10 protein-coding genes are annotated in these 9,278 nt (G+C 63.5%); 8 read left to right on the forward strand and 2 right to left on the reverse strand.

Annotated features, from left to right (window positions below; genetic code table 11):
- The 8 genes from GZ093_RS18505 to rquA form a co-directional block, all read left to right on the forward strand.
- Window positions 1-879 (forward strand): cyanophycin synthetase (locus tag GZ093_RS18505; protein ID WP_296488891.1); only part of this gene is annotated, 879 nt, incomplete at its 5' end.
- 47 nt (window positions 880-926) lie between these two features.
- On the forward strand, window positions 927-1,931 hold the full coding sequence (locus tag GZ093_RS18510) for a D-alanine--D-alanine ligase (protein WP_296488915.1): 1,005 nt from the start codon (window positions 927-929) through the stop codon (window positions 1,929-1,931).
- Window positions 1,928-2,713, forward strand: coding sequence for a cell division protein FtsQ/DivIB (locus GZ093_RS18515; RefSeq protein ID WP_296488894.1), 786 nt, complete (start codon window positions 1,928-1,930; stop codon window positions 2,711-2,713). The genes GZ093_RS18510 and GZ093_RS18515 overlap by 4 nt, the downstream gene beginning before the upstream one ends.
- A 26-nt stretch (window positions 2,714-2,739) precedes the next feature.
- Entirely contained in the window at window positions 2,740-3,969 is a 1,230-nt protein-coding gene (gene ftsA, locus GZ093_RS18520; protein WP_296488897.1) for a cell division protein FtsA, read from the forward strand.
- A 145-nt stretch (window positions 3,970-4,114) separates the two neighbouring features.
- A complete protein-coding gene (gene ftsZ, locus GZ093_RS18525; protein ID WP_296488900.1) occupies window positions 4,115-5,368 on the forward strand; it encodes a cell division protein FtsZ in 1,254 nt (417 codons plus the stop codon).
- Between the two features lie 75 nt (window positions 5,369-5,443).
- Window positions 5,444-6,235, forward strand: coding sequence for a transglycosylase domain-containing protein (locus GZ093_RS18530; protein ID WP_296488903.1), 792 nt, complete (start codon window positions 5,444-5,446; stop codon window positions 6,233-6,235).
- A 22-nt stretch (window positions 6,236-6,257) separates the two neighbouring features.
- Window positions 6,258-6,806 carry a crossover junction endodeoxyribonuclease RuvC gene (ruvC, locus tag GZ093_RS18535; RefSeq protein ID WP_296488906.1) on the forward strand — a complete coding sequence of 183 codons (549 nt, stop codon included), beginning with the start codon at window positions 6,258-6,260 and terminating at the stop codon, window positions 6,804-6,806.
- A gap of 155 nt (window positions 6,807-6,961) precedes the next feature.
- The gene (gene rquA, locus GZ093_RS18540; RefSeq protein ID WP_296488908.1) at window positions 6,962-7,711 is read left to right on the forward strand and encodes a rhodoquinone biosynthesis methyltransferase RquA; all 750 of its coding nucleotides are present in this window, start codon (window positions 6,962-6,964) and stop codon (window positions 7,709-7,711) included.
- 65 nt (window positions 7,712-7,776) lie between these two features.
- Here rquA and GZ093_RS18545 read toward each other — a convergent pair whose 3' ends face one another.
- Both GZ093_RS18545 and lpxC read right to left on the reverse strand, forming a co-directional pair.
- On the reverse strand, window positions 7,777-7,953 hold the full coding sequence (locus tag GZ093_RS18545) for a hypothetical protein (protein ID WP_296488911.1): 177 nt from the start codon (window positions 7,951-7,953) through the stop codon (window positions 7,777-7,779).
- 15 nt (window positions 7,954-7,968) lie between these two features.
- On the reverse strand, window positions 7,969-8,892 hold the full coding sequence (gene lpxC, locus GZ093_RS18550; RefSeq protein WP_296488912.1) for a UDP-3-O-acyl-N-acetylglucosamine deacetylase: 924 nt from the start codon (window positions 8,890-8,892) through the stop codon (window positions 7,969-7,971).
- Between the last annotated feature and the right edge of the window lie 386 nt (window positions 8,893-9,278).

The following is a 9,278-nucleotide window of genomic DNA, read 5'->3' on the forward strand; positions in this document are numbered from 1 at the left end:
ATGGAAACCTACGGCCATGACTTTGGCCGGCTCAAGCAGGCCTTTGTCGATTTTCTGCACCGCATGCCCTTCTATGGCAACGCCATTTTGTGCACCGACGACCCGGCAGTGCGTGACATCGTGCCGCAAGTCACCTGCCCGATCACCAGTTACGGCTTTGAAGAAGGCGCTGAAGTGCGTGCGGTGAATGTGCGCGCGGTGGACGGGCAAATGCATTTCACGGTGCAGCGCCGCAACGGCGTGGTGCTACCGGACATGGAGGTGGTGCTGAACCTGCCGGGGCGCCACAACGTGCTCAATGCCTTGTCGGCGATTGCCGTGGCGGTCGAACTCAACATTGACGATACGGCGGTGCAAAGGGCGCTGGCCGGTTTCAAGGGCGTCGGGCGGCGCTTCCAGCGCTATGGCGAGGTGAACGCGCAGGGCGGCGGCACCTTCACGCTGGTTGACGACTATGGCCACCACCCGGTCGAGATGGCGGCCACGCTGGCGGCGGCGCGCGGGGCGTTTCCGGGTCGGCGCCTGGTGCTGGCGTTCCAGCCGCACCGCTACACCCGCACGCGCGATTGCTTTGAAGACTTCATCAAGGTGATTGCCCAGGCCGACGCGGTGTTGCTGGCCGAAGTCTATGCCGCTGGTGAAGCACCGATTGTGGCGGCCGATGGCCGCACGCTGGCGCGCGCGCTGCGCCTGGCCGGGCGCATCGAGCCGGTGTTTGTCGATGACATCGCCGACATGCCACAGGCCATTATGGACAACGCCAAGGACGGTGACGTGGTGCTCTGCATGGGCGCTGGTTCGATCGGCGCTGTAGCGGCCAAGGTGCTTGATTTGCTACAAATTTCAGAGCTGTTAGCGCAGGAGGGACGTGGGCTATGAGTCAAATTGATCAAAATACTGGCGCGAGCCAGCAGCGCAGTCGCACGATGGAGCGCTTGGCGGCGCGCCTGGGCAAGGTCGCCGTGCTGATGGGCGGCGCCTCTGCGGAGCGCGAGGTGTCGCTGATGTCCGGCCAGGGCGTGCTGCAGGCGCTCCTGTCGCAAGGGGTGGACGCCCATGCCTTTGACCCGGCGCAGCGCGACCTGTCTGAACTCAAGCGTGAAGGTTTTGCGCGCTGCTTCATTGCCTTGCATGGCCGCTTTGGCGAAGACGGCACGGTGCAGGGTGCGCTGGAGTTGCTCGGCATCCCCTACACCGGCTCGGGCGTGATGGCGTCCAGCATTGGCATCGACAAGGTCATGACCAAGCGCATCTGGCGCAGCGAGGGACTGCCGACGCCCGAGTGGCAGCAGGTGGCCAGTGCCGCCGCCACCGCGCAGGCCTTTGCCGTGCTCGGCAGCCCGATGATTGTGAAGCCCGACCGCGAAGGCTCCACCATCGGCTTGAGCAAGGTCACGCAGCCAGAGCAGTGCGCCGGTGCCTATGCCCTGGCCACCCAGCATGACGCCATGGTGCTGTGTGAGCAGTTTGTCAACGGCGACGAGGTGACTATTCCCATCCTCGGCTCGGGCGCTGACGCCCATGCCTTGCCGGTGATCCGCATCGTGGCGCCGGATGGCAACTACGACTACCAGGCCAAGTACTTCACCGACACCACGCAATACCTGGTGCCCGCCGATTTGCCAGCGGGCGAGGAAGCGCGTATTCAGGAATTGGCGCTCAGGGCCTACCAGGTGCTGGGTTGCCGCGGCTGGGCCCGCGTGGATGTGATGATCGACGCCGCCACACGCGCGCCCTACCTGCTGGAGATCAACACCTCGCCCGGCATGACGCCGCATTCGCTGGTGCCGATGGCGGCCAAGGCCGCCGGTGTCAGCTACCCGGCGCTGTGCCTGGAGGTCTTGCACCATGCCACGCTGGATTACGCCGCTGGCGATATGGACCCCAAGGCGGGGCCCCAAGCCAGCCAGCCGGGCGAGGAAACGGCATGAACACAACCGTGCCGGCACCGTTCGATGTCAAGCTCATGAACCTGACGGCGTCCGTCCTGTTCGTGGCGCTGGCCCTGATGCTGGTGAGCGCCGTGGCGATGTGGGCATCGCGGCATGCGGTGTTTGCCATTCGGGCCATCACGGTGACGGGCGATGTGACCCACAACAATTCGGTGACGCTGCGCGCCAATGTGGTGCCGCATCTGAGCGGCACTTTCCTGACGCTTGACCTGATGCAAGCGCGCCAGGCCTTTGAGTCCTTGCCCTGGGTGCGCCAAGCCGTGGTGCATCGCGACTTCCCCAATCGCGTGCGGGTGCAGCTGCAGGAACACCAGCCCGTGGCCTACTGGGGTGCCGAAAACGAATCCCGGCTGCTGAACAATTTTGGTGAAGTGTTTGAAGCCAACCTGGGCGAGGTCGAACAGGACAATCTGCCCCGCCTGCATGGCCCGGACGGCCAAGCGGCCCAGGTGCTGGCCATGTACCAGACGCTGCAGCCGCCCTTTGAATTGATGGGCCTGGGCCTGGAGCAGCTCGAACTGACGCCGCGCGGGGGCTGGCGCGCGCGCCTGGACACCGGCGCGCTGCTCGAACTCGGCAGTGGCTTGGCGCCTGAGGTGCTGGCGCGCACGCAACGCTTCCTGCAAACGCTGACGCAGGTCACGTCGCGTTACGGGCGCAAGCCCGAGGCGCTGGAGAGCGCCGACCTGCGGCATCAAGATGGCTATGCCATCCGCCTGCGCGGCGTCAGCACGCTGGCGGCGGAATTACCCAAGAAATAGCGGCAACACGAGCAACAGGTGAACCTATGGCAAAAGAATACAAAGACTTGGTAGTGGGCTTGGACATTGGCACCGCCAAAGTGATGGTGGTGGTGGCCGAGGTGCTGCCCAACGGCACGCTCAAGCTCGCGGGCCTGGGGGCGGCGCCCAGCAATGGACTCAAACGCGGTGTCGTGGTCAATATTGACGCCACGGTGCAAAGCATCCAACTCGCGCTCAGAGAAGCCGAACTGATGGCCGACTGCAAGATCACCCGGGTTTACACCGGCATCACCGGCAGCCATATCCGCGGCATCAATTCGCACGGCATGGTGGCGATCAAGGACCGGGAGGTGAGCGCGGCCGATGTGGCGCGCGTGGTGGAGACGGCCAAGGCCATCAACATCTCGACCGACCAGCGCCTGCTGCTGGTGGAGCCGCAAGAGTTCATCATCGACGGCCAGGACGTGAAAGAGCCGATCGGCATGAGCGGCATCCGCCTGGAGGCCAAGGTGCACATCGTCACTGGCGCGCAGAGCGCCGCCGAAAACATCATCAAGTGCGTGCGCCGCTGCGGCCTGGAGGTGGAGCAACTCATGCTTAACCCGCTGGCCAGCAGCCTGTCGGTGTTGACCGAGGACGAGCGGGAACTGGGCGTGGCCATGGTCGACATTGGCGCCGGTACCACCGATATTGCCATCTTCACCAACGGTGCCATTCGCCACACCGCGGTCATCCCGATTGCGGGTGACCTGATCACCAGCGACATTGCGATGGCGCTGCGCACGCCAACGAAGGACGCCGAAGAAATCAAGGTCGAGAGCGGCTACGCCAAGCAGCTGTTGGCCGACCCCGAAGCTCAAGTCGAGGTGCCTGGCCTGGGCGACCGCGGCCCGCGCATGCTGAGCCGCCAGGCGCTGGCCGGCGTCATCGAGCCCCGGGTGGAAGAGATCTTCACGCTCGTGCACCAGGTCATGCGCGAGTCCGGTTTTGAGGAAATGCTCTCCAGCGGCATCGTCCTTACCGGCGGCAGTTGCGTCATGCCCGGCATGGTCGAACTCGGCGAAGACATCTTTTTGAAACCGGTGCGACGTGGCATTCCAAAATATTCCAGCGCGCTGGCCGACATGGTGGCGCAGCCTCGCGCCGCCACCGTCATGGGCCTGCTTGAAGAGGCGCGCATGGCGCGGCTGCGCGGCTTCAAGGTGTCACAAAAAAATGGCTCCATGAAGAATGCTTTCGGTCAGGTCAAGGACTGGTTTGTGGGGAACTTTTAGCCATGAAGGTCCAACTGTGGCTGAGCCGGGCCAGCCCCCACACGCCAAAGCGATGTCGATGGCGACCCGCAGAGCCGCCTGCCCCAGCCAAGAATTTGAAACATGTCAGCAACGTCCCATTTATTGAAACTCTAGGAGCAACAAAATGCCTATCGAAATGATTGAAGAACAGACCTTTAACCTGGGCACCCAGATCAAAGTGATTGGCGTCGGCGGTGGCGGCGGCAACGCAGTCGGCCACATGATCAGCTGCGGCGTGCAGGGCGTGGAGTTCATCTGCGCCAACACCGACGCGCAGGCGCTGAGCCGCAGCGATGCGCACAAATGCATCCAGCTCGGCACCACCGGCCTGGGCGCGGGCAGCAAGCCTGACAAGGCGCAGGAAGCGGCCGAGATCGCCGTCGACGACATTCGGGCCGCTATTGAGGGTGCGCACATGCTGTTCATCACCGCCGGCATGGGTGGCGGCACGGGCACCGGTGCCGCACCGGTGATTGCGCGCGTGGCGCGTGAAATGGGCATTTTGACCGTCGGCGTGGTCACCAAGCCGTTTGACTTTGAGGGGGGTCGCCGCATGACCAATGCCGACAATGGCCTGGTCGAGCTCGAAGCCAATGTCGACTCGCTGATCGTGGTGCTCAACGAGAAACTGCTCGATGTGCTGGGCGACGACGTGACGCAAGACGAAGCCTTTGCCCATGCCAACGATGTGCTGAAAAACGCCGTCGGCGGCATTGCCGAAATCATCAATGTGCCGGGCCTGATGAACGTCGACTTTGAAGACGTGCGCACCGTCATGGGTGAGCCCGGCAAGGCCATGATGGGCACCGCGATGGCCAGCGGGCCGGACCGCGCGCGCATTGCCGCGGAACAAGCCGTGGCCTGCCCCTTGTTGGAGGGCATTGACCTGTCGGGCGCCAAGGGCGTGCTGGTGCTGATCACGGCGGCCAAAGGCTCTTTGAAGCTGTCCGAGTCCAAGCTGGCCATGAACACCATCCGCGCCTATGCCTCGGCGGACGCCCATGTGATTTACGGCACCGCGTATGACGACGCGCTGGGCGATGAAATCCGTGTCACCGTGGTGGCCACCGGTTTGAGCCGCCAGGGCGTACGGCGCACCGCGCCGCCGCTGCAGGTGTTGCGCACCGGCACTGACAATGTGCCGTTCCAAGTGCCCAGCTTCAATCCGGCCGGCACCAGTGGCAATGTCTCAGGGCTGATGTCCAACGGCATCAGCGGTGGCGGTCGCGCTCAGCCGGACTACAACGCGCTGGCGACGCCCAGCGTCTGGCGCAGGCCGCCGGACCGCACGCAGGCCGCTGCCAAAGTGGACGCGTTGGCCAGCGGCGGCATGGACGACTTCGAGATTCCGGCCTTCTTGCGCAAGCAGGCGGACTGACGGCTCCAGGGCACCGCTGATGATGGGTTTGACCGGGTCTATGACGCGGGCGGCGCAGGTGCGCCAGGGCAGGCTATGAAGCCTGCCCTGCGTTGGCTTGGCTTGGTGGCCGCGGCGCTGTTGGCGCTGCAGCTCTATTTTGTGGTGCGCATTGCCGCCATGACAGTGGTGAACCCGCAGTCCACCTCCTTTCAGCGCTCGCAGGCGTGGCAACTGGCGCACGGCGAGGGCTCTTGGCACTGGCGCCAGCAGTGGGTGGACTACCCGCAGATAGCCGACAACCTCAAGCGCGCGGTGATCGCCTCGGAGGACGACAGTTTCACCGTCCACGACGGGGTCGACTGGGACGCGCTGGAGAAAGCCTGGCAAAAAAATGCCAAGGCCGAGGCGCAAGTGGCCAAGCAGCAAGCCGCCCAAGCCGCCCGGGCCAGCAAACTGCCGCCCGCCAAAAGCAGTCCGGCCGCGCCCGCCAAAAAAACGCCCGTGGTTCGGGCGCCCAAAGTTGTCGGCGGCTCCACCATCACGCAGCAACTCGCCAAGAATCTGTTCTTGTCGGGCGAGCGCACGCTCTTGCGCAAGGGGCAGGAGCTGGTGCTCACGGTCTTGCTGGAGGCCTTGCTCAGCAAGCAGCGCATCCTGGAGATTTACCTCAACAGCGCCGAGTGGGGCGAGGGCGTCTTTGGCGCCGAGGCTGCCGCGCAGCGCTACTTTGGAAAGCCGGCGTCCAAATTGAGCGCCTATGAAGCGGCGCGCCTGGCCGTGATGCTGCCGCGCCCCAAGTATTTTGAAAAGATGCCCAACTCCAGCTATGTGGCCGGGCGCGCGGGCGTGATTGCCAACCGCCTGCACAACGTTGAATTGCCCTGAGGCTGGGTGATCTGTCACAAGAATGAGAATCCTAGGCGTTGACCCCGGCCTGCGTACGACCGGTTTTGGCGTGATCGATGTCGACGGCCAGCAGCTCAGCTACGTCGCCAGCGGCACCATCAGCACGATGCACCTGGACTCAAGCCAGCTACCGGCGCGGCTCAAAGTGCTGTTTGATGGCGTGCGGGAGGTGGTGGCGCGCTACCAGCCGGCGTGCGCGTCGATCGAGATCGTTTTTGTCAATGTCAACCCGCAGTCCACCTTGCTGCTCGGCCAGGCGCGTGGTGCCTGCATCACGGCGCTGGTGTCCGGCGATTTGCCAGTGGCTGAGTACACCGCGCTGCAGATGAAGCAGGCGGTGGTTGGCTACGGCCGCGCCGACAAAAGCCAGGTGCAGGAGATGGTGCGCCGTCTGCTGGCCCTGCCGGGCTTGCCCGGGCCAGACGCCGCCGACGCACTGGGTCTGGCCATTACCCACGCCCACGCCGCCAAGGCGCTGGCCCGGCTGGCGCAGGCCGACGGTGTCATTGGCGCGGGCAGTGGCAAATACAAGGCCGGGCGCAGCCGTTAGAGGTCTTGGTATATATTTGGGCCACGGCTGGCCTGACTTTTAAAGTGACCTGCCGTCTTCGTTTCTGAGGCATCTTCCTCTGACCTGTTTTATCCACCTCCAGCCCGCTCGGGGCTTGAGTGCCCTTCAGGGGCTTTGTTTAAGGTTGACTATTTGTGAGTCCCAAAGAATTTGCCACTGTGGCCGACGCTGAGCCCGCATTGGCTGTGCTGCAGGCTGAGCCTTCCTTCGCGGCGGTGCCGGTCCCCAAGTATTTGCAGGAAACCTATTGGTGGGCCTACACGCATCCGAATGCGGTGCGCGTGTTTGAACGCCAGTGGCTGGTGAACCTGATTTTGTGGGGCAACTTTGCCCGTCTGCGCGACGCCGCGCTGCATGAGATGGGCGACATGATTGATGGCAAGGTCTTGCAGGTGGCCTGCGTCTACGGCAACTTTACCGAGCATCTGGTCAAGCGCCTGGGCCCGAACGGCCACCTCGACGTGATTGATGTGGCACCGGTGCAGATCGCCAACATGCACGCCAAGCTCAAAGACGCGCGCAAAGTCACGGTGCAGCGCCAGGACTCCACCGACATGCAGTTTGAAGATGCCAGCCGCGATACGGTGATCGTGTTTTTTCTCTTGCATGAGCAGCCGGTCGAGGCGCGCCACAAGACCATCGCTGAGGCGCTGCGCGTGACCAAACCGGGCGGCAAGCTGATTTTTGTGGACTACCACCGGCCCGTGGTAGTCAACCCCTTTCGCTACATCATGGTGCCGATCCTGACCACGCTGGAGCCCTTTGCGATGGACCTTTGGCGCGGCGAGATCACCGACTGGCTGCCCGCTGACATTCCCGTGACCCAGGTCAAGAAAGAGACCTACTTTGGCGGTCTGTACCAAAAAGTGGTGATCACGCGCTGAAGCGCTGTGGGCGTTGGCGGGCCGTTGCCCGCTGCCGCCTAGTCAGGGCAGGCTGAACGCCTGCTTCAGCCCATCCGCTGCACGATCAACACGGCAAAGAAGGCAAAGCCGCTGATCAACACCCATTTCAAGATGAGCAGGCCGTAGCGTTTGTAGCGTTGCTCACCGGTGAGCGCAAAGAACGCAAACGATACGATCGCGCCCAACAGCAGCAAGAAAATGAGCGTACGCGCCAGCACCATGGTGGGTCACTGCCGTTACCAGGCCGGCGCCAGTTGCGCAAATCCTTGCGGTGCGCGTTCGGCATCTTCAAAGGTGACCACTTCCCAGGCGTCGGTGCGCCTGAGCAATTCGCGCAGCAGCAGGTTGTTCAGGGCGTGGCCCGAGCGGCGCGCGCTGTAGCTTGCCAGCAAAGGCTTGCCCAGCAGGTACAGGTCGCCCATGGCGTCGAGGATCTTGTGCTTGACGAACTCGTCGTCGTAGCGCAGGCCCTCGGCGTTGAGGATCTTGTAGTCGTCCATCACGATCGCGTTGTCGAGCCCGCCGCCCAGGGCCAGACCTTTGGCGCGCATCATCTCGACGTCTTTGGTGAAGCCAAAGGTGCGGGCGCGGGCGATGTCTTTGGCATAGGAGCCGCTGCTCATGTCAAAGAGCACGCGCTGGCCGGTGGCGTCCACGGCGGGGTGGGCAAAGTCGATCTCGAAACTGAGCTGGTAGCCATGGTAGGGCGACAGGCGCGCCCATTTTTCAGTGGCGCCACTGCCTTCGCGCACCTCCACCGTCTGGGTCACCCGCACGAAGCGCCGGGGCGCGTTCTGTTTGACGATGCCCGCGCTTTGCAGCAGAAACACAAACGATGCGGCCGAGCCGTCCAGAATCGGCACTTCTTCGGCCGTGATGTCGATAAACAGGTTGTCCACGCTCAAGCCGGCGCAGGCCGACATCAAGTGCTCGACCGTGTACACCTTGACGTTGCCGCTGGCGATGGTGGACGCCATGGTGGTGTCCGACACGGCGGTGGCCGACACGGGAATGTCCACCACCTGCGGCAGGTCGACCCGGCGAAACACGATGCCGGTGTCGGGTGGCGCGGGCCGCAGCACAATTTCGACGCGCTGGCCGCTGTGCAGACCCACGCCGATGGCGCGGGTGAGAGATTTGAGGGTTCGTTGTTGCAGCACGCGCTGATTTTATCAAGGCATTGTCACGGCTCAACTTCCTCGGAAGATGGGCATCCAGCAGCAAGGGATAGCCGCCAAGCGGCGCCGTTTGATGGCTGAACTTTCGCGCCGGCTTTCTGCGGTGTTCTTGTTTCTTATGCGTTGTATTCCCCCCCTCACCCCAACCCTCTCCACCCCCGCCGGGGCGGAAAGGGAGCTAACAGCCCCATTTGGCCGCGTCAATAAAGGTGGGAAAAAGGCGCGCAGGGGCACGTTGCCATCAAACTGCGTGGGGAGCTGATTGAGGCGAGTTGGCGTTGCGGCAGCGCTTGATCTGAGTGGGCGGTTTCTGGGCGGTAGACCGAAAAATCTGAAGCAGGCGAGCTGATGCGAGGCCCAATTTGGCT

The organism is Rhodoferax sp. (assembly GCF_010365055.1).
Classification (GTDB): Bacteria; Pseudomonadota; Gammaproteobacteria; order Burkholderiales; family Burkholderiaceae_C; genus Rhodoferax.